We start from the raw sequence: 26,144 nt of genomic DNA, 5'->3' as shown, positions 1-26,144 counted from the left end.
TGTAAGGCCGGATGCGACATAAATATTACTGGAAGCAGGTGGCAAATCCCGGTGTACTCCCCGGCATGATACCGCAGTCCTGCGCGCCGGTGGTGCCAACAATCCCGCAATAGAGAGTACCCGAGCGGCTGCGCGATAAATACGGGAAACTGGGGGACGTTGGCCATCCCAGATCGTTAAAGCGCGAATGCAGCGCCTGTAAATCCTCATATTCCGGTGCCTTATCCAGCGTGCCGCACTGCCGGGCAATATCCCATTTATTTTTATCGACAGTATGTGCCAGCGCCCAGATTTCGTTATTCACCTCCGGCGTAGCTGCTGCAAATTCGTTCGACGGCAATTCCGACTTCAACAATGGTCGTTGCAGCGTCTTGCCATTTTCCGTCGCCGTATCACTCATATGCCCCCAGAAGTTCGCACTCGCCACATCCGGGCTGGTTACCACGGTGAAAATGACATCCATCGTGGCGGCAATACCGGTGTTATTGTCCAGCGTTACCGTCAGCGGCGTTTTATAGCCCGGGGTATTGTCCTGTTTAATCATAAACGTCGCCGTGCCGTCAGAGCCTGTGGTGCCCTGTATCGAATTACCGTTAGCGGCGAGCGTCGTCACGCCACCCGATGGCGGCTGAACCGTCAAATCGTCCATCTCGTCGACATTTCCGTACAGTGTCGCCCCCGGATTGCGCGGCATAGCGTCGCCGCGTTTCAGGGTAAAAGCCACGTTCGACACCGGTTTTCCGGCGCTGTCTTTGACCGTCACGGTAACCGGCATCGCTTCACCCTTCTTAACTTTCGCCGCCTGAGTACCCGCGTCGAACGCCGTTGAGGTGAGCGTTACGGTAGACACCGAGACGTTAGGGTTCAGCAGACAAACCTGGAATGCGCGGCTTCGATCATTCTCATGAATCTGACCGTTATACAAATCCACAGACCTGCATCTTGCGCTGCCATTCACACTACTGTACTTACAATCAGTATCAAGCGCCCACCAGTCGTAGCTTGATGGCTGCACTGGCCAGCCCGTTTGCTCCATCATCGTACCGTTAGGGTAGCGATGATAGAGCGAGACGAGCTGGTCAGACGTCGGATAACGCGACTCGTCACACGCCTGAACTTGACCATTGTGCTCATTTACCGTCGGCATGATCCAGGTCTCATTGTTGATAATCTTGCTGGTCACCCCCGATGGATTAGAGAATTCAGCCCGGATTTTTGGACGTTCTAATACGCTGCCGTCGGCCGCCGTCACTGTTTCTGGCATATGCCCCCACATATTTGCCACACTGACGTCCGGGCTGGTAATAACGGTGAAAATCGCGCTCAGGGTATTCGACGTTCTCCCACTGCCGTCATCAATTTGCGCCGTCAACGGGATACGCGTTCCGTTTCCCTTATATATCTGGCGCAGAATAAAGGTAACCGTACCGTCAGCACCGGTCATGCTGTAATACTTATTGTTGTCGCTAAAATAACCGCTTGAGTTATTGTAACTATCCAGGACATAAATCGACTTACCCTGATTGGTGATGTAGCCTTTGTTTGTGTCATTAATAATACGAGGCACCGTAACACCGTGATTCAGTGTAAACGGCACATAAGCTTTGGGATTTCCCAGCGAATCACGGGTTGTAACCGTCATCGTGATTTGATCCCCTGACGTGTTGTAATCCGTTCTGGCTTTTACGCCCTCAATATCATCGTATTTTGCGGCCTGGGCTGAGCTTAACTCGATGGTGCTCACCTTCGGATTCTCTGTGGTCTGGCACATCAGATAGCCCATTGTGGTTAACGGCACGCTGCTGCTGGTGACTTTGGCGAGATCCACAAATTTATATTTACGATCGCCGATACTGTTTTTGTCAGGCGTACTGGAGTCGTATGTTTTCAGAACCGGCCAGCCGTCAACTATATGCCCTTCCCAACTGCCGGCAAGCGTCAGCAGAGCCTCCTCGGAAGGAATAAAACTTTCGCCACAACCATTGTCGTTAGTACTTGCAGCCTGCGCTTCAGTAAACAATGCCCAGGATTCATTATCCTCCTCAGGCGATTTACGATCGGTGGAGGGGCTTCCTGTTAACTCAGCAAAAAGGAGTGGACGTCTGAACGTCAGCCCGCCTGCTGACAATGTTTCCGGCATATGGCCCCACATTTTCGCCTTATCGGAGTCCGGGCTGGTGACCACAGTAAAAATGGTGTCCATAGAAGCCTGAATTGTCGGGTCGAAATAGAGCCCCGCGATGATTGCCGTTTTGGTGCCATGGGTATCCGGACGCGTGATAGTCAATGTTTTCGAACCATTACTGTCGGTGATACCTGCAAACGTAGCGGCCATGTCATTCAGTGCTTCGCCATTAACAACGACCGAGGAGACAATACCATCGCCGCTGCCTGCGATATGTTTCTCTTTCTGACGGGTAAAACCATCACCACGGTTGATGGTAAACGGCATCTCCGGCATCGGGTTGCCCGCCGCGTCTTTCACCGTGACCTTAAGCTGCAAAGTTTCGCCTTTTTTTAGCTTCGCGGCATTAAGCGCGCTATTCCACTGCGCTTGATCCACCACTTCCAGCGTGATGCTGGCCGCCGGAGCATTCGCCGTAGCGAGGCAGCTCATATAGGCTGGCGCGGTATTATTGGTTACCAGCGAACCATTATTCAGCCATTCGACAAACAGATGCGGCGTTTTATCGGCGGGGGTACTGCTCCAGTACTCCTCTCGTTGGGTCGGCCAGCCGTGTACAGTTTGAATCGTATTGCTACTGTTAGCGTCATACAGTGAAGCCAGTTGCGCCCTGCGCGGCACCATGTTGGCTCCGCAGCCGCCTGCATCGGTATTCAGGACATCCGCCTGTGCCACGCGCGTCCAGAGCTCGTTATTTTCGGTAAGCGTGCTCTTTTCATTTGCCACCTCCGCGGCAAGTTTTGGACGCCTGAAAACCAGGGAACCCACGGTAATCGTGTCATCCATATGGCCCCACATCTGTGCGCCAATAACATCCGGGCTGGTCGGGACGGTAAACACGGTATACAACTTAACGCTATTGGGAATGGCTGAATGAATTGGCGTTATGATTAGCGGCGTTCTTAACCCAACGCCCTGCGGCTGCTCAATAACCACTGTCGCGACGCCCTGCGCGTCCGTAATACCGGAATAGACCGCTGAAGGCTGCGAAGCGCCATACTGCACGCCGTTCATCGTCAGCGCGCCATTAGAGGGATCCGTATAACCCGCAGCCTTCCCGGCCCGGTTGAGGCCAATATCTTTAGTAATGGTAAAATCGGTAAAAGGGACAGGCTCATCGTTGGATGCATTGACGGTACGCACCGTCATGGTGATTTTTTCCCCCACCTTCGCTTTCGCTACCGTCGAACCTGTTTCGACATTCTTGTCCGTCGTCACCACGACGCGCGACACCAGTTCGTTGGCAGAACAGGTAAGGTAATTTGTTTTCAGACCGGAATAGCTATCAATGTTGCCGTTGCTCAGATCGACCGAATCATGGGAGTCAGGTTTTTCCACCGCGCTCAGATAATCATTATTTGCCGTTGGCCAGCCGTATTCGGTGGCAATGGCATTACCCGGGTTTGCGGAATAGAGGCTTTGCAGCGAGCTTTTAGCCGGGATTTGGCCTTCCCCGCACTCTGCCACCATGCTGCTTCCCTGATCAAACAAGGCCCAATCTTCATTGTGTTCCCGCACAGAGCCAACTTCATTCGCCGTTTCTTCCGCGAGGCGCGGGCGTTTGAACAGGTTGCCTCTTGCAATGATACCGTTGCCCATATGCCCCCACATGCGGGCCTGCGGCACGTCCGGGCTGCTGACAACGGTAAAAATCACGTCTTTCGCGTCAGAGGCGGTAAAATTACTGCGCATTTGTGCCGTAATGCGCGTTTTCACCCCCGCCCCACCAGAGTTGCTCAGCACCAGCGTCGCCTGGCCGTTAACATCGGTGATGCCCTCATTGTTATGCGAATCTACTTTTCGCAAATCGCTGTTGCCGGTTATCTGCACCGGATGCGCTTCCCACTCAGCGTTGGTTTCGCCCTTACGGTTGACGCCGTTATCCAGGTGCAGCGTGAAATAGTAGTACGACAGCGGTTGGTTATTTTCTTTTTTATCGGTAATGGTCAACACCATGGTGGTTTCATCGCCAACCGCTACTTTTACGGCCTGTAAGTCCGAGTCAAAATGTTCCGGGGTTAAGGTCAGTTCAGGGTCAACTTCCGGTGCTTCCTTATCCACACAACTCACCAAAAACTTTGCGTTATCAGGCTGTTGCGTTTCGCTACGGTTGGAAACGTCCGCCGCATGGTGCTGGCCGGTCATACCGGCGAGTGACGACCAGTAATAATCCCCCTGCATCGGCCAGCCCAGCACTTCCTGAATGGAAGTGGGGATCACCGTCGCCAGCGCGCCAAACTGGCGCATACCCGGCAGAATATCGCAGTGATTATCGGCCCCGCTCCAGGCAAACGTCGACCAGGTTTCGTTATGATCGATAACCGTGCCGTCTTCATTAGAGACCTCCGCCGCCAGTTTCGGACGGGTGAAAGTATACTCCTGAGCCTTTACCGTCTCCGCCATATGGCCCCACATATTGGCCTGGGGGATGTCCGGGCTAGTGAGGACGGTAAAAATAACCGCCGTCTCGCTGAATTGGGAAATACCAGGCAAACTGACGGTAAGCGACGTTTTTGTCCCCGGGCCACGGGGCTGCGTCACGCGGAGGGTTGCTATGCCGCTGGCATTCGTGGTGCCATGATATTCCGTTGCCGTGGTGCTCAGTTCGGTGGTCTCGACAACCACTGGGCCAGTGTTATTCACTGCATCCTGGCGGTTTTTCGCATCACCGCGTTTAATGATAAAGGGGAGATTGCCCGCAACGTTTCCCGCGCAGTCGTAGGTTGTCACCGTGAGCGTGATGGTGTCGCCAACCTTAGCCTTTGCCGCCTTCAGCGTGTCATCAAATCCCGTCGCGCTCACCGTGACTAAATCGCCCTTTGCAGCCGCAATGTTGAGCGTCACCTGCTTCTCGCTTAACAAAACCGTACCCTTATTTGGTACGCCGGTAACGGTAAACAGAGCCAGTACCGGTAGCGTTTGGCTTGAATCAAATTGAGGAATTGCAACAAGTTTCCGTCCCGCCAGGTTTTGTGCGCAGAATGAGCGATCCACGCGAGGCTGGGGATCTAACGGTACATCAGGCGTGGTGGCGTCGGCCCAAACCAGTGACACTGCGGGAAGCGTCTGATTCTCCCAGCGCAGGGCGGGAGGTGTAGAAAAGCGATCGCCTTCGATATCGCGCGGGTTAAGTAAAATCATGTTGCTTGCTGTTGCGTCGACGCTGAAATCTCCCGGCTTCGCGCTAAAAGCAACATCATGTTCTTCCTCTGGAGAGAGCTGAATACTCCCCTGGTAAATCGGTACACTGGCGCTGTCGGCAAGCGGGGCAGAGCCATTAAATTCACCTGTAGATTCGGGGTACATCTGCCAGGCAGTATTAGCCTGTGCAAAATCCGACAGAAAAATAGCCGTCAGTAAGCTAATCAGAACGATAATTTTACCCGGTTTAAGACATATCGACATGCAAGGCACCCCAGCCGAAAAATTGCGATTTCAACCCCTTTTGATTAGCCTCTGCTAAGCAAAAAAGGCTGAAAACAGCACTCCCTTGCGGGAATGCTGTTTGGCTATGATTAATGGTGTTTATAAATAATGGATAAGGTATATCCCTGAACGCCATCGCCGTTATCCGGAATGGCCAGACCGGATTTACCATTACGATCGCCACCGTTAAGGCTGGTTTTCGCCGCGGTATTCGTTTGAGGAATAACGAGCTCATTATTATCGAAGCTGGAATTCGCAATGCCGCCAGCAGTGCCGAGTTGCTTACTGTTACCGTTGAAGACCCAGGCAAAGTCATAATTAGCGGTAACATCAATATCACCCGTGCTCCACTTGCCGTCGCCGTCTTCATCCGAGAACAATTTGGCCACATAGGTTTTATTAAGCGCAATCGGTGTACTGCCGCCAATAAGGTTGGTATTGGTGCCTTTCTCGAAGATAGCAACTTTCAGATTCTGGTTCACAACCGGGCCAGGATCGACATTATCGTCGTCACTACCACCACCGTTGGCCGTCGTAATATCCAGTAAACTCAATGCGGTTCCCTGATAAGGATTACCGGTTTGCGTCGTAGCCTGAATTTCGACGCCAATATAGCGCCCACGATCGCTATCCGTGATTTTATAGCTCGATTTTCCAGCTGCTGACGTGATCTCTTGTTTATCGGTACCGGCATTATCGCTATAGCTAAACCATTTAATGGTCTCCGTGGTAGCGCCATCGTTGCCTTTTGCCCCGGCATCCACGTCTTCTTCGGTATCGCCAATATCCCAGCCTAAAGTGATGGTATCGCCAACATAAAGTCGTTTATCGTTTTCACTCCCTTGCGGGCGCGCTCCCTGATTATCCGAAGTGACTTTAATGTGACCGGCGTCAGCCGAATTGATGCTTTTATCTCCACCCTCGCGATAAATCCACGGAATGGTACCCTGAAATTCTGCAGTTGCTCCGCTCGCAACCCAGGCAGCATCACCTGCCATGGCAGAAGGAACGGCGCAATATCCGACCACCATCAGTGCTAACGTGGCTTTTCTCAACCCACGTTTCATATGAGGTTTCATTAAACACTCTCCTTAGTTAACTTTCAGCGGTGGCCAGATCAGCCATTACGCTGACCCTATTTCTTGCTGTAGCTCACCTGTAACCCGTATCCCTGCACCCCATCACCAGGCTGAGCGTTAAATTTCTTCGCGGCTTCACCATTGGTGGCGGGTATCACAATATCTTCATTGGCCGTTTTAGCCTGTGCGCCCGTCTCGCCATGGGCGCTCTGCCCGGTAAACTCCCAGCGATAGTCATATTGTTTCATCTCTTCATCTGTCAGTTTTTCTGACTGCTGAAACACACCGTCTTTGTTGGAATCGCGCCACAAAACAAACCGATAGGTGTTATTAAGGGGAAGCGGTTCTTTATCGTTACCAATCAGATTGACCGGCTTGTCTGCACCAATCCGATAGATAAAGGCATTGAGCCCGCCAATATCTGAGCCAATAAAGGTGACATCGACATAATTACTGTCGTCATACGGCGCGGCTTTCGCCTTCCAGCGGAAGGTTCCCGGCAGGGTACTTGAGAGGGTTACCGTCCCTTTCTCTTTATCCTGTTTGGCGATAAAGACGCAGGGGTTGTCCGTTGAACAAGGCTTGTTGGTGAGCGTGACTTTCTTATCTTGCGTATCATAAAGCTGAGGAGACAGGTTATCTTCCGGCAGCGCATCGCCGTTACGATCGGTGTCATCACCGAAGCTATCAGTAACGTCGAGATCCATCACCACACCATCGACACCATCCGCCTGCGCGCTGGCTTCATGGCGATGATTGTTTTCTTCAGGCACGTCAGCGATGTTATTGACGATGAGTTCAATTTTACGATCCTGCTGAACCGTAATTTCCACCACGCCAGAGTTCTGCCGATTTCCCTTCTCATCTTCCAGAGCCAGACGTACTCGCCAGGTGTTCAGTTTTTCCTGTTCTGCTTTATCGGAACTGTACTGCCAGGCCGGAAGCACAAGATTCCAGTGATTGTTATTCCCGTCAGTAAGGGTATTTTCTTTTATGACCGGCATGACCAACGTTCGGGCGGCGTTGTTCTTTGCCTGCCAGGAGGCGGCGACGATCTTATAGTGATGATTGATGAGCGCATTTATCGTCCATTTGCATTTTTCCAGACCAATTGCTTCTTCGGGCGTATCTTTAATGACACATTCGGGATGCGTATTGGTGGTATCCGCTTTCAACCACAGAGTGACGTCCAGTGGATCTTTTTCTTTATATTCCAGAACAATGAAATTGTTACGCTCAACAAAGTCCAGCCGGCTACCCATCAGCGAATGGGCTGTACTCACATTGTCAGAATCAAGCTGTTCTTTAAGAGGAACACCGAATTGATAGGTCAGGGTTGCGTTAACGCTAATGTCAGTATTATCGCCGGTGCCGGCCTTGAAATCCGTACCGACAGAGAGTAGCGGAACGGGCTGATATTTCAGACCAACCGTCACCGCATAAGGATCTTTCTCAAGATTATCTGTGCCAAAAAGGGCAACTTCATCGCCATAATACTGCTCGAAAACAATTTTACCGCCCAATTGTGGATAGGATGGCAACCAGGCTTCCGCACGAATATCCCACCCCCGTGCGGGACGCTCTTCATAGAAGTCAAAATCCTCTGAGTCTTGCCAACTGGAAAGGGGATGATAATAGTTCCCGGAGAATTTTAAATAATCCGTCCAGGCTTCCGCTCCTAACCCTAAACGACGGTGCCCTCGGGTAAAATCATAATCATAAAATATATTTCCACCCAGCAGCCACCTCTGAGTATTATGCCTTATGCCAAAACCCAGGTTACCTATCGTTCTGTCATCTTTTCGTTGAGCTGATAATTGACTAAATAATACGTTTTGTTGGTTATCATATAAGGGAACAAAATAATCCAGCGAACTCCCATCAAGATCGCCGCCCTGACCAAGGGAGAGGTTTGAGCGAACCTTACCAAAAGGAGAGAGCGCCCCTTCAACCAAAGATTGCGCGCCGGACGTAACCTGCCTCTGGACATAGCTTCTGGCCTGCGACTCCAGAGCCTCTGGCGTCAGGTTATCAAAACCCTGAGTCGCGGAGTTAATAAAGTAGTCTGCGCCTTGTTCTTTAAGGGAATGTCCCTTGTCTTCTGGCGCTTCCTGCTGTGCTGCCTGACTGCCGAGATCGGGAAGGGACGTTTCCATAGTGGACTTTTTCTCAGATACAGAAATATCAGATTCGGCATAAACCGTACCTGATAAAAGCATCAGTATCGTAAGGCGCATCCATTGCACAATAAATATTCCCGAAAGAAAATTTTAACGTGCCAATTTTAATTCCCTGCGGAAATAAGTAAAACGAATTTGTCTCTAAATGAATGCCTAAAAATCATAAAACATGATAAAGAGCAAAGATGTCATCATCAAACAATATAAATACCATATAACAATGCCAGATATATTTATTTAAAAAATACCCGGCATTTTATTAATTAACAGAACCATTAATTCACGCAGGAATACGATATTCCACGCGTTTACGTGAAATCAACCCATGTCCGTTCTGGCAGAAATAATCTACCGCGCCGCAGGCTTTCAACACCTGTAACGGTAGATGGCAGTCAGGGCAACAGGCTTGCAGTTCAACATCGTTACCGCAGGATGGGCATTGCGCATGGGCGCCGTCCTGCTCCAGCAGGTGCTGACATTTAGGGCAGTGCAATTCCATAGAAGCTCCTTAATAATAATGGCCTCATAAAGAGGCCATCGATTAGTAATTACTTACTTTTCTTAATGTGTTTAATGAGACGCTTACGCTTACGCATCTGGGTGGGGGTCAGCGTATTGCGCTTATTCGCATACGGGTTCTCCCCTTCCTTGAACTGGATACGAATCGGCGTACCCATGACATCCAGCGACTTGCGGAAGTAGTTCATCAGATAACGCTTGTAGGAATCCGGCAGGTCTTTCACCTGGTTGCCGTGAATCACCACGATTGGCGGGTTATAACCGCCGGCGTGGGCATATTTCAGTTTCACGCGACGGCCACGCACCAGCGGCGGCTGGTGATCTTCCACCGCCATAGTCATGATACGGGTCAGCATCGCGGTGCCAACACGACGCGTCGAGCTGTCATAAGCTTCACGTACGGATTCAAACAGATTACCCACGCCGCTGCCGTGCAGTGCAGAGATAAAGTGCACGCGCGCGAAATCGATAAAGCCCAGACGGTAGTCCAGCGTCTCTTTCACCTGCTCTCTGACTTCGTTGCTCAGGCCATCCCATTTGTTGACCACAATAACAAGTGAGCGCCCACTATTCAGGATGAAGCCCAGCAGCGACAAATCCTGATCGGAGATACCTTCACGGGCATCAATGACCAGCAGCACCACGTTAGCGTCTTCAATCGCCTGCAACGTCTTGATGACGGAGAATTTCTCGACCACGTCGGTTATCTTGCCGCGCTTACGCACACCGGCGGTGTCGATGAGCACGTATTCACGCTCGTCGCGCTGCATCGGGATGTAGATACTGTCACGCGTCGTACCCGGCATGTCATAGACCACTACGCGGTCTTCGCCGAGAATACGGTTTGTAAGTGTAGACTTACCTACGTTCGGGCGACCGACAATCGCCAGCTTGATAGGCAGTGTTGTCGGGTCGAAATCATCTTCCGGCTCTTCCAGCGCTTCGCCGTTCTGCTCCGCTTCAAATTTCGCCCAGTACTCCGCGTCTTCGTCTACTTCTTCCGGCGGGTTCACGTCATCAACAAACGGCAGCAACACGTGTTCCAGCAGGCTGGTCACGCCGCGACCATGGGAGGCAGCAATCGGGTAGATATCACCCAGACCGAGCGACCAGAAATCAGCGATGGCCTGATCGGCATCAACGCCGTCCGTTTTGTTCGCCACCAGGAAGGTCGGTTTTTCACGGGAACGCAGATGTTTGGCGATCGCTTTATCCGCCGGCATCAGCCCGGCGCGCGCATCGACCATAAACAGCACCACGTCAGCCTCTTCAATCGCCAGCAGCGACTGCTCCGCCATACGGGTTTCCACGCCCTCTTCCGTACCGTCGATACCGCCGGTATCGATACAGATAAACTCACGGCCTTCCACTTCAGCACGACCGTATTTACGGTCACGAGTCAGACCCGGGAAATCCGCGACCAGCGCATCACGAGTGCGCGTCAGGCGGTTAAATAGCGTGGATTTTCCAACGTTAGGGCGCCCGACAAGCGCGACCACAGGAATCATGTTAAAGCCTCATTAACTCAAAATTTGCTTTGCCTGGTGGCGCATCGCCATCAGGCACAAAAACAATAATAATAAAAATAGCAAACGGCCCCTGATTCAACAGGAGCCGTTATTCACTGAATCACCGCACTATTTTAACGCGTAATCGCGTACAGCGTACCGTCTTTTGCCTGAATCAGCAGTTTGCCATCGGCAACCACAGGCTCAGTCAGGAAGCCAGAGCTGTCCACTTTTTGCTGAGCAACAAAGCGGCCATCTTCGGTGTTAATCCAGTGCATGTAACCTTCGCTATCGCCAACCACCAGGTTGCCGTTATACAACGCTGGCGCTGTCAGCAGACGGTGCAGCAGATCGCTTTGCGTCCACAACGTTACGCCGCCGTCAGTGGTGAGCGCCAGCAGGCGGTCATTCTGATCGACCATGTAGATGCGGTTGCCATCGACGATGAAATCATTCACCGAGCCCAGCTCGCGTTTCCACAGGATCTGGCCGCTGCGCAGATCCAGCGCGGTCAGGTTACCGTTATACGCCAGCGCGTAAACGACGCCATTGGCGATAACCGGCGTGGTGTCGACATCGCTCAGACGATCAATTTCAGTGTTACCCGTTGCCTGAGAGATACGTTGCTGCCAAATCAGCTGGCCCTGCTGCATCAGCACGGCGCTAACGCGGCCGTTATCACCGCCCACAATCGCTGCACCGTAAGCAACAGCCGGAGCGGATTCACCGCGCAGAGACAGCGCTGGCATATCCAGGTTGACAGTCCATTTGATCGCGCCGTCTGCTTCGTTCAGCGCCTGCAACTGACCGTTGCTGGTGTGAACCAGCACCAGACCATCGCTGACAACCGGACGAGAGAGCACTTCACCCGCCATAGCCGTCTGCCAGGTGATGGAACCATCGCCAGCGTCCAGAGAATAGACTTTCGCTTTTTCACTGCCGACATAAACGTGACCGCCAGAAACGGTCAGGCCGCCGGAAAGCAGCGCCGGTTTACGAGACAGCCAGCCATCTTTTTCCGCCAGATCGACAGACCAGACTTCTTTGCCGTCATCCGCGTTCACCGCTTTGACGGTACCACGACGGTCAGCCGCATAAACCACGCTGTCCGCATAGGCCGGATGCAGGTTGGAATAGAAGTTGCCAATTCCGTTACCCACCGACACATCCCATGCGGTAGAAGGTGTGAACTGGTTTTCAACCGTCGGCAGCGGGGACATTTTTACGATATCTTCTTCGCCGCTAAACCAGGAACAACCACTCAACAGAGTGACAGAAAGCAGTCCTGGCAAAAGTAATTTACGCAATTGCATCGGGTCCCTCTCAGATGGACAAATTATTAATTTTCATGCGCATCATTTCGCTGAGCGCAGGTGAAGCATCGCTTTTCGCCCCTGCTTCCCAGGCCGCGCGAGCGCCTTGTTTGTCACCTTTGCTGAGCAGAATTTCCCCGCGCAAATCGGCGACGATAGCCGTCCAGCCTTCGCCTTTAATGCTTTCAACGGTCTTCAGCGCCGCATCAGGCTGCTTCATTTGCAGCTGAACGCGAGCCAGACGCATGCTGATAACCGATTTCAGATTCTCATCAGAAGCCGCAGCTAAGCCCTGGTTCAGCTGTTTTTCCGCTTTATCCAGTTCATTTTTGTCTACGTATTGCTGAGCCAGTTCCAGCGAGGCGAAAGCACCGTAGGTGTTTTTCGATTCGGCCGCGAATTTCTCCGCGCCGGCCAGCGCTTCCGGTTTCCCTGAACTGAGAGAAGAAACGGCATTTTCATAGGCCTGTGAAGATTCACGCGCCGTATTCAGCTGATGGGACGTCCAGTAACGCCAGCCAACCAGCGCACCAATCCCTAAAATGACCCCAACGGCCAGGGCTTTACCGTTTTCGGCAAAGAAACGCTTAAGCGCGTCAACCTGGTCGTTTTCATTATTGTACATTTCCACGCAGTCCTTCTCCTGATAAAAATGTCCGGGAGATTAACCCAGAATAGTGCGCAAATGCGCGGCAACGCCGTCCTGCGTTACGGTTGTCTGTTCGCCAGAACGTAAATCCTTCACGACCACATTCGCTTGTGCGACTTCAGACTCACCTAACACCAGAGCAACGCGTGCACCCCATTTGTCCGCACGGGCGAACTGTTTCTTGAAGTTGCCGCCGCCGTGGTTTGTCATCAGTTTCACACCTGGAATGGCATCACGTACCTCTTCAGCCAGGCGCATTGCGGCGGACTGAGTATCGGCACCTGAGGCTACCAGGTATATATCGACAACAGGATCGGCTTTAAATTCCGGATTAACTGCCTGAACTAACAAAACAAGTCGTTCGAGGCCCATCGCGAAGCCCACCGCCGGAGTTGCGCGACCGCCCAATTGCTCAACCAGACCGTCATAACGCCCACCAGCACAAACGGTACCCTGCGAGCCCAGGCTGTTGGTCACCCATTCAAAAACGGTGCGGTTGTAGTAGTCCAGACCACGCACCAGACGCTGGTTGACGGTGTAAGCAATGCCTGCCGCATCCAGCAGAGCGCACAGCCCGGCAAAGTGTTCGCGAGAGTCATCGTCAAGGTAGTCACCGAGCGCAGGAGCATCATTCAGCAGCACCTGAACGTCCGGATTTTTTGAATCCAGCACGCGCAGCGGGTTGCTGTACATACGACGTTTACAATCTTCGTCCAGCTTCTCTTTATGCTGTTCGAGGAAAGCAATCAGCGCATCACGATAGTTCGCACGCGCTTCGAGGGAACCGATAGAGTTCAGTTCCAGCGCCACGTGCTCTGAAATGCCGAGCGCGCGCCACCAGCGAGCGGTAAGCATAATCAACTCGGCGTCGATATCCGGCCCTTGCAGACCAAACACTTCGCAACCCAACTGATGGAACTGGCGGTAGCGGCCTTTCTGCGGACGTTCATGACGGAACATCGGCCCGATATACCACAGACGCTGCTCCTGATTGTACAGAAGACCATGCTCGATGCCGGCGCGTACGCAGCCCGCAGTACCTTCCGGGCGCAGGGTCAGGCTATCGCCATTGCGGTCCTCAAAGGTATACATCTCTTTTTCAACCACGTCAGTCACTTCACCGATCGCGCGTTTGAATAACGGGGTCTGCTCTACAATCGGCAAACGGATTTCACTGTAACCGTAGCTGCCGAGCACGTTTTTGAGTGTGCCTTCAATGCGCTGCCAGATGGCGGTCTCGCCAGGCAGATAATCGTTCATGCCGCGAATGGCTTGAATGTTTTTTGCCACGTTTATTCTCTTTATAAATATAAAAATGAACCCTCAGCGGATTACCCGCAGGGGTTCAATCATACACGGGAAGTTCGGGTCGTCATATACACTTCATCCTTCAAGTTGCCTCTGCGTTGGCTTGCCGCCTTGACGCAACCTGAATGATTTTATGTATACCTTGAGAACGCGAACTTCCCATCTTGTTATTTTTCGACCTGCTGAACGTCGATGCGATTAGCTTCATCCAGAATCGTCGCCTTCGCACGAATGCGGGCTTCAAGCTGGTCAATCATATCGTTGTTATCCAGACGGTCTTTACGCACGCCATCTTCGTACAGGCCGCTTTTCTTATTACCGCCTGTTACGCCCAGCGTTGACACCAGCGCTTCACCCGGGCCATTCACCACGCAGCCGATAATGGAAACGTCCATCGGTGTGATGATATCTTCCAGGCGTTGCTCCAGCGCGTTGACCGTACCAATGACGTCAAATTCCTGACGTGAACAGGTTGGGCAGGCAATAAAGTTGATGCCGCGCGAACGGATGCGCAGGGATTTCAGAATGTCGAAACCGACTTTGATCTCTTCAACCGGATCGGCCGCCAGCGAAACGCGCAGCGTGTCGCCAATCCCTTCTGAAAGCAGTAATCCTAAACCGATCGCTGATTTTACCGCCCCGCTCCGGGCGCCACCCGCTTCGGTGATCCCCAGATGCAGTGGCTGATCGATCTGCTTCGCCAGCAGACGATACGACTCAACGGCGAGGAAAACATCAGAGGCTTTCACGCTGACTTTGAACTGATCAAAGTTCAGACGATCGAGGTGATCGACATGACGCATCGCGGATTCCAGCAGCGCCTGCGGCGTCGGCTCACCGTATTTTTCCTGGAGATCTTTTTCCAGAGAACCGGCGTTTACGCCAATGCGGATAGGGATATTTTTGTCGCGCGCGCAGTCCACAACCATGCGGATACGTTCTTCGTTTCCGATATTGCCGGGGTTGATACGCAGACAATCGACGCCGTATTCCGCCACTTTTAGCGCAATACGGTAGTCGAAGTGAATATCAGCCACCAGCGGCACGCTGACCTGCTGTTTGATGAGTTTGAACGCTTCTGCCGCGTCCATCGTCGGCACGGAAACGCGAACGATATCCGCTCCGACGCGTTCTAACGCTTTGATCTGATTGACCGTGGCTTCCACATCAGTGGTGCGCGTATTGGTCATCGACTGTACGGCGATGGGAGCCCCATCGCCAATCGGCACGTTCCCAACGTAAATGCGTTTCGATTTTCTACGTTGAATTGGAGCCTGGTTGTGCATGAAAAATCTCCCGCGTTGCCGTCTGTTACTGTGCCGGTGATTGTTCGGCATTCACGGTCAGACGCGCAACCTGGTTAGTTCTGATAAAACGACTCAGATCGACAGGTTTACCCTGATACTGGATCTGCACTGCAGCCGGCGCGCCAATTTTCAGTTTGTACGGCGCCTGGCCGACGAGATTCAAGTTACCATCTTTACGCTGCAAACCGCTGAACAGTTTTTTACCGGTCGCATCGGTAACTTCGAGCCAGCAATCCGCGGTAAAGTTCATTACCAGCGCATTGGGATCCACGGCTGGCGTAGCAGACTGAGCCGGATCGGTTGGCAGGCCTGTGGCAACCGGTGCGGTCGTTTGCGCGGTCGCGGCCGGGTCGACATTCGCCTGAGACGGCGCAACAACGGCATTATTCTGCGCGTCGGTTGCTGGCGCTGGCGTTGTTGTCTGCGCTGGCGTTTGCGTCGCGGCGGTATCAGCAGGAGCGGTCGTCGGTGCCGTCGCTTCAGGTGCGGCTGGCCCGCTGGTTGCACCAGTGTCCATTGGCACATCCTGAGAACCGGTATTGCTGCTGTTATTGAGTTCTACAGAGGATTGATCCGCCATAGTAGTGATCTCTTCCTGCTGCGCTTTGTGGTTTTGCCACCACCACGCCACCGTAAGACCGACGACCACAAACAGCACCAGCCAGGTGAAGCTCATCAGCCAGCCATCACGTTTTTTACGACGTTTACCCAGCGAGAAGCTCTGCATCGGCGCGACTTTGGCGGCGCGAACCGGTGCCTGCTTTTCCATCATCGGCAGCAGTTCTTCTTCAGGAATATGAACGAGGCGAGCGTAAGAACGGATATAACCACGCAGGAATGTTGAAGCGAGTTCAGCGGGGGCTTTATCTTCTTCAATATCGCGAACGGTGGAAACCTTCAGGCATAACCGTTCAGCAACCGCCTGCTGGCTGAGTCCGAGTTGTTCACGGGCATTGCGTAAACGGGAGCCCGTGGTACGTGCATCTTGTTGATCAGGGTTGGTTTCAGTATTCATTCGCTACAACTGCTGGTTCGTGAAATTAAGACTCTGATGCAGACTACGCCTACACCGCGAAACATCCGATCGTTGACTTCGAACAGACAGGACAAGCTGCCCGGTTAGCGACCTCAAAACAGCACCGAAGACGGTAGCGGCACTGTCATTCCAGGGCTACATACTGCCTCAATACTGGCGGAAACGCACCGTAATTATTAACCAGATCAGTACGTTTCGCCTAATCCTTGCCCATTTAACGTCGCGCACGCCATTTCTGCCGTGCGCGAAGGCAGAGTTACACGGCTTTTACGTCAATAGCCTCGCCCTGCATACGCTTACGCAGGGTACGTTTGGTACGGTCGATAACGTCGCCGGCCAGCTGGCCGCACGCGGCATCGATGTCATCACCGCGCGTTTTACGCACGATAGTGGTGAATCCGTACTCCATCAGTACCTTAGAGAAACGGTCGATGCGGCTGTTAGAGCTACGGCCATACGGCGCGCCCGGGAACGGGTTCCATGGAATCAGGTTGATTTTGCACGGCGTATCTTTCAGCAATTCGGCCAGTTGATGCGCGTGTTCAGTACCGTCATTGACATGGTCGAGCATCACATACTCGATAGTCACACGCCCCTGATTGGCGTTGGATTTTTCCAGATAACGGCGCACCGCCGCCAGGAAGGTTTCGATATTGTACTTTTTGTTGATCGGTACAATTTCGTCACGAATTTCGTCGTTTGGCGCATGCAGAGAGATCGCCAGCGCAACGTCAATCATATCGCCGAGTTTATCCAGTGCCGGAACGACGCCAGAGGTGGACAAGGTGACTCGACGTTTGGACAAACCAAAACCGAAATCATCAAGCATGATTTCCATTGCCGGGACGACGTTCGTCAGGTTCAGCAACGGCTCACCCATGCCCATCATCACCACGTTGGTGATAGGACGCTGACCGGTGATTTTAGCCGCGCCAACGATTTTCGCCGCACGCCAGACCTGGCCAATAATTTCCGAAACGCGCAGGTTACGGTTAAAACCCTGCTGCGCCGTAGAACAGAATTTACACTCTAACGCACAGCCAACCTGTGAAGAAACGCACAGGGTCGCGCGATCGTCTTCCGGGATATAAACCGTTTCAACGCGCTGATCGCCCACCGCAATCGCCCATTTGATGGTGCCGTCTGAAGAGCGCTGCTCTTCAACCACTTCCGGCGCACGAATTTCAGCGACTTCTTTCAGCTTATTACGCAGAACCTTGTTGATATCGGTCATCTCATCAAAGTTATCGCTGCAGTAGTGATACATCCACTTCATGACCTGATCGGCACGGAAGGGTTTCTCGCCTAAGTCTTTAAAAAACTCGCGCATCTGCTGACGGTTGAGATCCAGCAGGTTAATTTTTCCATCTTTATTGGGAACCGCCGGGATGGCGCTCTCAGGCGTGACAATTTGTTCAGACATAATCTTTACCGGCCTCGTTGTTACACGTTATGGCCCCTGGAGGGTTAATAAAAAGAAACGCCCCGGGAGAGCGGTCTGCTCGTCCGGGGGCGTTGCATTGTACAAATTCTGGCGCACGGACGCCACGTCTGCACGTGACATTCGTAAAAATAATCATACCTGTCTCAACCGTAGCCTGATAAGCGAAGCGCCATCAGGTGTCATTCGGTGAAACTGCCGGATGGCGCTTCGCTTATCCGGCCTACAGGCTGATCAATTAGCGAGTGCGCGGGCAGACTTCGCCTTCGCCGAAGAAGTAAGCGATTTCGCGCTGTGCAGATTCAACGGAATCGGAACCGTGGGTGCCGTTTTCGGTGAAGCTGTCAGCGTAATCTGCGCGCAGGGTACCTGCCAGAGCGTTAGCCGGGTTGGTCGCCCCCAGCAGATCGCGGTGACGCTGTACCGCATTTTCGCTTTCCAGTACGGAAACGACGATTGGGCCAGAGGTCATGAATTCAACCAGACCGTCGAAGAACGGTTTGCCATCATGCTCCGCGTAGAAACCACGCGCCTGCTCAACGGTCAGATGCAGCATTTTCGTGCCAACGATTTTGAACCCTGCCGCTTCAAAACGCGCAAAGATGCTCCCAATAACGTTTTTTGCCACCGCGTTTGGCTTGATGATGGAAAAAGTACGTTCAATAGCCATGATTACCTCTAAAATGTGTTCTGTTGTTATGCATACATCGTATGACCTGGCGCGGATTATAATGAGACAAACTCGCCTTGCCTATGGACGAAGGTAACATTTTTTTAAAATAAAACGATGTTAGGCAACAAAGGAATTAGGCTTAATCACGCATGCCGTGAGAATGACGCTGACAAAACAGGCATCGTTTCGTAGTCGCGTTAAGCGACCAGAAGCGTTTATGACAGCAAACACAGTGTGATTCCGAGGCTATAAAATGTTGATGCTCTCTTTGTGAAACGAAAGGCATCAGAGTCAGCGCCTGATAGACGCAAACTGCGGCACAAGCGCCACAGCCTGTACACTTCACATCTTCAATAATCAGTTCTTCACCATTGAATATCATTAATTTTTGCGGACAGGCACGCCAGCAGGCTCCACACAGGGTGCATTTATGCTTGTCTATTGTTACCCGAAAATCACTCATCCAGGCCCACAATTGCCGCCAGCGACGTAAGCCTGGCTGAACTCTGGCAGATGCCGTCTTTTCAGGCCGCACATGAAAAAGTGCGCGTCGGGAAGTATTAATTTTGCTTTGTGCGGGTCGTGAAAATGTCCACTCAGGCTGACCATATTCCCGAAGTCGAAGATTAAGCCTGGCGATTGCCAGCATCCATTGCGGATGGCGGAGCGGATCCATTTCGACTCCGCGGATATGATTTTCCACATGCCAAAAAAGCAGCTCTTCTACCGTTGGGGCAATCACGGAGAAAGGCGCAACCAGAATATGATCGCGAAAAAAACGTTTCTCCGTTTCTACGCCTTCAATCGCCTCAACCGGACACACAAAAAGGCACGCTGCACATTTTACGCAGTGGTCATTGTCTACCACCAGTTTGCCATCTGCGCATGACAACGCCTGCGTCGGGCACACCCTGACGCAGGCGTCACACGAAGCGTAACGAAACTGGCGGCGCACGCAGCGCTCGCCAGGCTCCACGCCTTTTAACAGCGCGTTACTGATCATCAGCCGATACTGAAGAACACACTACGCAGAACGACTTCCGCCACGAGCAACAGCACACCGCCAGTCACCAGCCAGAAGGACGCGGCATTGCGGCGTACACCGCAAGCGAAGCACACAAGCCCTGCGACGCCAAGGCACCAGCCAGCGATATGCACATCGCGAAGCTGCTGCAATTGGTGCATTGGAGAGTGTGGGAATGTCACGCTTTGTGGCGCTGCAGCAGTGATATCGTGTACCCAAACAGGCTGCATTAGCAGGCGGATCAACATGATAATTACAATGATCCCCAGTACCCAGCGCAGCGACACGACCTGTGAAGGCAGGATGTCGAAACCTCGTAGAGCCGCCAGAGCCAGGGCTCCCAACGTTCCTGCTGTACCCGCAAACATCACCAGTGTATTGATATGCTGCCAGCTGATAACCCCGGTATGGATGTAAATCTGCGCCATGCAGAACACATCAACCGCCCCCAACAATGCCGCGAGCCATAGCAGAAATTGCCAGCCTGGTTTACGGACAAATGCAACCACGATACTGAGTCCCAATGCCGCAAGGTAGAAACTGGCAAAGATAATTTCGCGGCTCAGCCATGAACTACCAAAATGGCGAAGCGCATTAAAAGCGTTAAGCGGATAGCCGAGATGGAGCGTGGAGGCCGTCAGGCCAATAGCTGCCAGAATGAAGCTTATTCCCAACGGCCACTGCATCCTGCGCCGCACATCGACAATCTTCTCCGCACGGCGGTAAGTTAATGCAAGGCCAATGGTCATACCGACCGAGCATTGCAACAGCAGCGTGAAGAGGATCAGCGGTAACTCATGCATGGCGCACCTCTTCTTTTTCCGCGCCCTGATGTGGCTTAATCACCAGATTTGGATGAGTGAGCGACGAATCCGGCAACCCCTTAACATCACACAGGTTGCCATTCTTCGCCCTCAATTCCTCAATAGGCCCAAACTGAATAGCCCCCAGCGGACAGGTTGCTACGCAAACGGGTTGTTCGCCCTTCGCCTGAAGGTCAACGCAGAAATCACACTTCGACATCTGCCCGGTCAGCTCATTCATCTGTGGCGCACCGTAAGGGCAGGACCAGGCGCAGTAGCCGCAACCGACACATTTATCCGTATTTACCCGCACGATACCATCGCCGGAACGCTTGTGCATCGCCGTAGTCGGACAGTTTTTAGTGCATATAGGATCAGCGCAGTGGTTGCAGGAAATGGAGAGCGTATAGGCAAAAACGTTATTCTGCAGCCCGCCCTGCCCGGTCGGCATAAAGCCTCCGCCATTGACCTCATAGACACGACGAAAACGACGTCCGACTTCAAGGTTATTTTTATCTTTACACGCCACCTGGCACGCTTTACAGCCGGAGCAGCGGGAAGAGTCGATAAAGAATCCCAACTGCTTGTCGCTCACCGGCGCATACTCTTTAAAGTGACTCATACTTTCACAACCTCAACCAGCATCGTTTGATGGGAATTCCCTTTCGCAAGCGGCGTTATCCGTGCAGAACTGAGCACGTTGGGGCATCCGCCATGATCCACCCCTTGTTCATCCGGTTGCCACCAGGCGCCGGCCTGTATGGCCACCACGCCCGGAATGATCCTTGGTGTAACCTCAGCGGGGATCTCACACACGCCTCGATCGTTGTGAACACGAACGATCGTCCCTTGTTCGATGCCGCGCTTCTGCGCATCCTGAGGATTGATCCACAGTTTTTGCGTTTGAACTTCCTGCAGCCAGGGATTGGCGTACTGCGTAGAGTTGGCGCGATTTTTACCTTTCCAGGTGATTAACTGCAGGGGATATTTCGCCGTCAGGGGATCTTCCGGGCCTTCGTGCGCGGGTACATAGTGTGAAAGTGCCGGGATCTCCGCGTGTTTCATCTCATAAAGGCGCTGGGAAAAGATCTCAATTTTTCCTGACGGCGTCGGGAATGGATGATTCTTCGGGTCGCGGATGTTTTCTTCAAACGCGACATAAGGCCGGTCTTTAAAAAGATACTGACGCGTTTTTTGCAGCGTGGCGAAATTCGGTAGATTTTCATCCGGCGTTGATTCCACCGTTTGTTGCCAGATGTGCTCAATCCACTGCTTTTCATCTCTGTTCTGACTGAATTCCGCCTCAATTCCCAGCTTTGCTGCAACTTCACGTAACCAGTCATAATCAGAGCGGCGTTCGAATTCCGGCTTAATCACTTTCTCAGACAGGATCAAATAGCTCGCCGTTCCCCAGGTCTCACCAATGTTCCACCGTTCCATAAAGCTGGTTTCCGGCAGGAGCACGTCCGCATACTTCGCGCTTGGTGTCATAAACAGATCGCTTGCGACGATAAATTTTATCTTCGACTCATCTTCCAGCACCTTCACGGCCTGGTGAAGATCAGGGTTCTGGTTCGCGAGGTAATTACCGGCCAGAGAGAAGAGCAAGCGGATATTGCTGTCGAGCTTATCCGCATCCTTCAGGCCCATCTCTGGTGTTACCTTCGAGGCATCATCTGCCGCTTGTACCCAGTTCATTACCGAGATTTTTGCTTTAACCGGATTATCGGGCATCTCTGGGCCCGTGGTGAATTTACGGCTGGCAATACCGCCATAACCCGCGGCCCAGCCGCCTTTTACCCCCACATTCCCGGTGATGGAAGCCAGCAGCGTCGAGCCACGCGCGGTACGTTCGCCACAGTTATGTCGCTGAGGCCCCCAACCCTGAATTAATGCTGCTGGCCTGGTGTTGGCATAATCGCGCGCCAACTGACGGATGGTCTGTGCCGGAACATGGGTAATTTTTTCGGCCCACTCAGGCGTCTTACGCACGCCGTCCTTTTCCCCCATCAGATAAGCGACCAGAGATTCATTTGCCGGAATACCTTTCGGCATACTCGCTTCATCGAAGCCGAGGGTGTAGCGCTGAATAAAGTCGGTATCGTGTAGATTTTCGCTGACGATGACATACATCATCGCATCCATTAGCGCGTTATCCGTCGTCGGCAACAGGGGAATCCACTGGTCAGCCAAAGATGACACCGTATCTGAGTATCGCGGATCGACCACAATGAAGCGTGTGCCGTTTTGCTTCATCTTCTGAAAGTAGTAATTCGTATGACCGAAGATGGTTTCCGTTGGGTTATGCCCCCACAGGATCACCAGTTTGGTATCCATCAGTGTATCCAGGGAGCTGCCGCTGGCTGGCGTGCCATAGGTATACGGCGTGGCGGCGGCGGTGTTGCCCATACTGACCGAGTGATAGCTCTCAAGATAGCCACCGGTCAGATTCAACAAGCGCCGGGCCATTTTATCGCCGGAAAAGGTTCCGCCTGAAACAGCGGTACCCACGTGCACATAACGGGAGCTCGGGCCATATTGTTGCGTGATCGCTTTTATATTATCGGCAATAAGCGTTGTCGCCTCATCCCAGGTGATACGCTCAAATTTACCTTCACCCCGTTTTCCAACCCGCTTCATCGGATATTTCAGACGGTCAGGATGATAAACAAATTTGCGGTATCCACGCCCACGAACACAGGCTCGCATTATTGGCATTTGCTCGTCCAGAGCTTCATCAGGACGCGTGGAAATACGTGTTACTACGCCGTCACGAATATGCGTGCGAATATCACACTTACCGCCACAGTCAAAGGTACTGCAAGTCTGAACAACACGCTCATCCTGGGCCCCTGATGACGTTTCATTTTTCGCCTGCGCCGCGCTGACGGAAGTTGCAAGAAAGGGAAGCGTGACCAGCGCTGAGCTGGCCTGTAAAAATCCACGTCGGGTTACCGCCGGGAAAATATCATCTTCTGTATTGTCCGTTTTATCCACTGCCACTTGTCCCTATAAATAAAAAATATTCTCTTTTCTTCTGCGGGGCGTGATAATGACAGTAATCAACTAACTTAAGATAATAACATCATGTTACATTATTATTTGTTGCGCCATTATATTAAGCGAATAAATAAATATACTGAAACACATTCACTGAATAAATAAGACAATAAACAGCAAGATAATAAAGTTTATTTTTATCTTTCATTCTGGTTTTGTTACGTCAGGAAGACGGGTTAGGGTCAGATAAAGTCAATTAAGAAGAAATGATGCGACAAAACCATCAAATATTAACGAGTTACTTATAACTCTGATAGTTCCTGGTCTGCCCCTTGTTCTGAATAATTTCCAGTCAAAGCTGGGATCCCGATTTAAATGAGAAATGCACCGTAGCCATTTGCCCCGCTTCATCTAATACCACCAGCTGATATTGACCTTCTTTATGCAATACCAGGGTAAAACGGCTACTGGCGCTCTCCTGAGGCTCACCATTCACGAACCACCAGCGTTGTCCCTCTCCGCCGCTGGTTTGCAACGCAAGGGTAACCTGCGACTCGCCGGGTGCACGCTGAATCACCGCGCCTTCACGCACGCCCGAAAGGATCAATGGCGGCGCGTCCGGTGAAACTTGCGGCGGACAAACGGTTGAAGCAATAGGGAGTCTGGCAGCGCGTCGCTCGCTGACGGGAAGCCAGGGCTCCAGTGGCAGCGGCCAGACATCCAGAGTGGTTTGCCTCGCATCCGGACAATCGGCTGCGACGCGTTTACCCTGCGCATCCAGCCAGACCGGGAAGCGAATACCGCGAATACCTTCCTGACCCGGCAACAGCAGCGTGGGCGGCTGACTGTTGTCCAAAAGCCAGGTGGCGAGACGACGGCGGCAGTTCGCGTCGCCTTCAGGCAGCGACTGCCCACCCGGCCAGCATATTGTTCCACCGCTCACCGAAGCAGGACGTGGGTCGGTCGGTAATCCGTTTTTCCCCGTACTGGCGTGGGAAAGCAACAGATTGCTGACCTGATTCAATAGTGGCACCGCGCTGGCGAAACCAAACTGCCCGGCAACGGGCGTGCCGTCTGGCCTGCCGGTCCAGATACCGATGCTGTAACGCGCATTCAGGCCAACGGCCCACGCATCGCGATAGCCGTAGCTGGTGCCGGTTTTCCATGCCAGCGGAACCACCTGCGGCAGCGAATCATCCGCCATCGGTTGGTCTTCTCCCGCCAGAATACGACGGATGATCCACGCCGATCCCGGCGACAATAGCGGGCGTTCCACCAGCGGATCGTCGGCAAGCAAACGTAAGCGCCCTGCTTTACCATGACGTGCAAAAGCGCTATAGGCGGCAGTGATATCTGCAAGCCTCGCCCCCGCCCCGCCGAGGATCAACGATAAATTCGGCTCCGCGCCAGCGGGCAATATCAACGGCAGACCGGCGTTTCGCAGACGCGCGGCAAACTGTTTCGGGCCGTAGGCTTCCAGAACCTGCACCGCTGGGAGATTCAGCGATCGCACCAGCGCCTCGCTCATACTTACCGGGCCGTGAAAACCGCTATCAAAGTTGCCAGGTCGGTAATCCCCCACCCGGCGCGGAACATCCTGAAGCAGCGAGGCAGGATGGATCAACCCTTCATCCATCGCCATACCATACACAAACGGTTTCAATACCGATCCCGGCGATCGGATCGCCGACACCATGTCGATATGTCCAAATCGACTGTCGTCACTGATGTCTACCGATCCCACCCAGCCGCGTACCTGCATTGTACTGTTATCCACGACGATCATCGCCAGCGAACTGCGCGGCGGCAGGCGCGATTTCCAGTTAAGCGCCATCTCTTCCAGCTGACGCTGCAACCCGGCATCGAGCGTGGTGGTGATTTTTTCTGCTTTGCTCATCGCCAGCACTTTGCGCGAGAAGAGCGGCGCCAACTGCGGCATCTGCCGTGGGAACAACCAGACCGGCTCTTCACTCGCCTCTTTCACCACCTGCGCGGGCCACACCTGCTGCGTTTCCATGCGGGCCAGCACTTTATTGCGTGCCGCCTGCGCGCGTTCCGGCCAGCGATCCGGGCGTAAACGGCTGGGAGCCTGCGGCAGCACGGCCAACAGCGCAGCATCGGCATAGCTCAATTGTGCCGGCGGTTTACCCAGATAGGCCCAGCTTGCCGCGCCCACGCCCTGCAACGTGCCGCCGAAAGGGGCACGATTGAGGTAGAGGGTGAGAATCTCACGTTTTGACAGATGACACTCCAGCTGTAACGCACGCCAGAGCTGACGAAATTTACCGCCGAAAGTACGAGGATGAGGATCCAGCAGGCGTGCCACCTGCATGGTAAGCGTGCTGCCACCTGAGACCACGCGCCCGGAGGTCAGATCCTGCCAGGCGGCACGGAGTATGGACAAGGGGTTAACACCGGGATGATCCCAGAACCAGCGATCTTCATACTGGATCAGCGCATCAAGATAGCGCGGCGACACCTCTTCGATAGTGACCGGATAACGCCAGATTCCCTCGGCGTCAGCAAAGCGCCATAGCGGTGTGCCATCCCGTGCGACCACCACGCGGGCGGGCGTGACTTCATGTAACGGCAGCGGCCAAAGTCGATCGGCCCCCAGCACCGCCAGCCACGCCACCACCGCGCTCGCCGCGAGCCAAAGCCAGCGGCGTTTAAACACAGACCACAACCACATC

The 26,144-nt window shown here is 53.0% G+C and carries 17 protein-coding genes; all 17 read right to left on the bottom strand.

Annotated features, from left to right (window positions below; all coding sequences use genetic code 11):
* Positions 1-25: 25 nt before the first annotated feature.
* Entirely contained in the window at positions 26-5,590 is a 5,565-nt protein-coding gene (locus tag ACOXYR_RS04615; protein ID WP_421355742.1) for an adhesion domain-containing protein, read from the bottom strand.
* Positions 5,591-5,700: 110 nt separating this feature from the next.
* Positions 5,701-6,690 (bottom strand): SinI family autotransporter-associated protein, encoded by a 990-nt coding sequence (locus ACOXYR_RS04610; RefSeq protein WP_421355741.1) that lies wholly within the window; start codon positions 6,688-6,690, stop codon positions 5,701-5,703.
* 56 nt (positions 6,691-6,746) lie between these two features.
* Complete coding sequence (sinH, locus tag ACOXYR_RS04605) at positions 6,747-8,939, bottom strand: intimin-like inverse autotransporter SinH (protein WP_421355771.1); 2,193 nt, start codon at positions 8,937-8,939, stop codon at positions 6,747-6,749.
* A gap of 211 nt (positions 8,940-9,150) precedes the next feature.
* A complete protein-coding gene (locus tag ACOXYR_RS04600; protein WP_108473404.1) occupies positions 9,151-9,369 on the bottom strand; it encodes a zinc ribbon domain-containing protein in 219 nt (72 codons plus the stop codon).
* Positions 9,370-9,418: 49 nt separating this feature from the next.
* Positions 9,419-10,897 (bottom strand): ribosome biogenesis GTPase Der, encoded by a 1,479-nt coding sequence (gene der / locus ACOXYR_RS04595; RefSeq protein WP_108473403.1) that lies wholly within the window; start codon positions 10,895-10,897, stop codon positions 9,419-9,421.
* Positions 10,898-11,031: 134 nt separating this feature from the next.
* The gene (bamB, locus tag ACOXYR_RS04590; protein ID WP_108473402.1) at positions 11,032-12,210 is read right to left on the bottom strand and encodes an outer membrane protein assembly factor BamB; all 1,179 of its coding nucleotides are present in this window, start codon (positions 12,208-12,210) and stop codon (positions 11,032-11,034) included.
* Positions 12,211-12,220: 10 nt separating this feature from the next.
* Entirely contained in the window at positions 12,221-12,841 is a 621-nt protein-coding gene (locus tag ACOXYR_RS04585) for a YfgM family protein (protein ID WP_421355740.1), read from the bottom strand.
* Between the two features lie 33 nt (positions 12,842-12,874).
* Positions 12,875-14,149 carry a histidine--tRNA ligase gene (hisS, locus tag ACOXYR_RS04580; protein WP_108473401.1) on the bottom strand — a complete coding sequence of 425 codons (1,275 nt, stop codon included), beginning with the start codon at positions 14,147-14,149 and terminating at the stop codon, positions 12,875-12,877.
* A 185-nt stretch (positions 14,150-14,334) separates the two neighbouring features.
* Positions 14,335-15,453: a flavodoxin-dependent (E)-4-hydroxy-3-methylbut-2-enyl-diphosphate synthase gene (ispG, locus tag ACOXYR_RS04575; RefSeq protein ID WP_108473400.1), complete on the bottom strand. Its 1,119-nt coding sequence runs from the start codon at positions 15,451-15,453 to the stop codon at positions 14,335-14,337.
* Positions 15,454-15,478: 25 nt separating this feature from the next.
* The gene (rodZ, locus tag ACOXYR_RS04570; RefSeq protein ID WP_421355739.1) at positions 15,479-16,489 is read right to left on the bottom strand and encodes a cytoskeleton protein RodZ; all 1,011 of its coding nucleotides are present in this window, start codon (positions 16,487-16,489) and stop codon (positions 15,479-15,481) included.
* Positions 16,490-16,766: 277 nt separating this feature from the next.
* Complete coding sequence (gene rlmN / locus ACOXYR_RS04565; RefSeq protein ID WP_108473398.1) at positions 16,767-17,933, bottom strand: dual-specificity RNA methyltransferase RlmN; 1,167 nt, start codon at positions 17,931-17,933, stop codon at positions 16,767-16,769.
* A 256-nt stretch (positions 17,934-18,189) separates the two neighbouring features.
* Positions 18,190-18,621 (bottom strand): nucleoside-diphosphate kinase, encoded by a 432-nt coding sequence (gene ndk, locus ACOXYR_RS04560; RefSeq protein ID WP_015963434.1) that lies wholly within the window; start codon positions 18,619-18,621, stop codon positions 18,190-18,192.
* Positions 18,622-18,763: 142 nt separating this feature from the next.
* Positions 18,764-19,492 (bottom strand): 4Fe-4S binding protein, encoded by a 729-nt coding sequence (locus ACOXYR_RS04555; protein WP_189622684.1) that lies wholly within the window; start codon positions 19,490-19,492, stop codon positions 18,764-18,766.
* Between the two features lie 134 nt (positions 19,493-19,626).
* On the bottom strand, positions 19,627-20,451 hold the full coding sequence (locus tag ACOXYR_RS04550) for a dimethyl sulfoxide reductase anchor subunit family protein (protein ID WP_421355738.1): 825 nt from the start codon (positions 20,449-20,451) through the stop codon (positions 19,627-19,629).
* Positions 20,444-21,073, bottom strand: a complete 630-nt coding sequence (locus tag ACOXYR_RS04545; RefSeq protein WP_421355737.1) for a DMSO/selenate family reductase complex B subunit — start codon at positions 21,071-21,073, stop codon at positions 20,444-20,446. Before ACOXYR_RS04545 ends, ACOXYR_RS04550 begins: the two co-directional genes overlap by 8 nt.
* On the bottom strand, positions 21,070-23,448 hold the full coding sequence (locus ACOXYR_RS04540; protein WP_421355736.1) for a DMSO/selenate family reductase complex A subunit: 2,379 nt from the start codon (positions 23,446-23,448) through the stop codon (positions 21,070-21,072). Before ACOXYR_RS04540 ends, ACOXYR_RS04545 begins: the two co-directional genes overlap by 4 nt.
* Before the next feature lie 355 nt (positions 23,449-23,803).
* Positions 23,804-26,143, bottom strand: coding sequence for a peptidoglycan glycosyltransferase PbpC (gene pbpC / locus ACOXYR_RS04535; RefSeq protein WP_421355735.1), 2,340 nt, complete (start codon positions 26,141-26,143; stop codon positions 23,804-23,806).
* Between the last annotated feature and the right edge of the window lies 1 nt (position 26,144).

The organism is Pseudocitrobacter faecalis (assembly GCF_965231525.1).
GTDB lineage: Bacteria > Pseudomonadota > Gammaproteobacteria > Enterobacterales > Enterobacteriaceae > Pseudocitrobacter > Pseudocitrobacter faecalis.
This window is presented reverse-complemented; position numbering and strand designations above follow the sequence as displayed.